Source organism: Priestia sp. SIMBA_032 (assembly GCF_046535215.1).
In the GTDB taxonomy this organism is placed as follows: domain Bacteria; phylum Bacillota; class Bacilli; order Bacillales; family Bacillaceae_H; genus Priestia; species Priestia aryabhattai.
In genome coordinates this window covers 1-242 of the sequence record NZ_JAWRXD010001427.1, presented here as the reverse complement: position 1 = coordinate 242, position 242 = coordinate 1, and the positions used below count along the sequence as shown (strand labels likewise).

The following is a 242-nucleotide window of genomic DNA, read 5'->3' as shown; positions in this document are numbered from 1 at the left end:
CGAGGAGGGTGGGCTGACACTGCGGCCGGAGGCGACGGTCGTCCTCGGCTCGGCCGGCCCGCGCCACCTGGCGTTCCACCCCGACGGCGCGCACGCGGTCCTCGTCAACGAGCTCGACTCCAGCATCGACGTGCTCCGGCGGAGACTGTCGGAGCTGCTCGTCGCGCTCGCGGCGGTCGTCGATTCCGAGCCGGACGACGCTGGGCGCCGGACCGCCGCCCTCGCGGCAGTCCGCACTTCCG

The 242-nt window shown here is 75.2% G+C and carries 1 protein-coding gene; it reads left to right on the top strand.

The window, feature by feature from the left end; genetic code table 11:
- The coding region (locus tag SB717_RS39015) for a beta-propeller fold lactonase family protein (protein ID WP_410908635.1) at window positions 1–242 on the top strand (242 nt) is incomplete at both ends.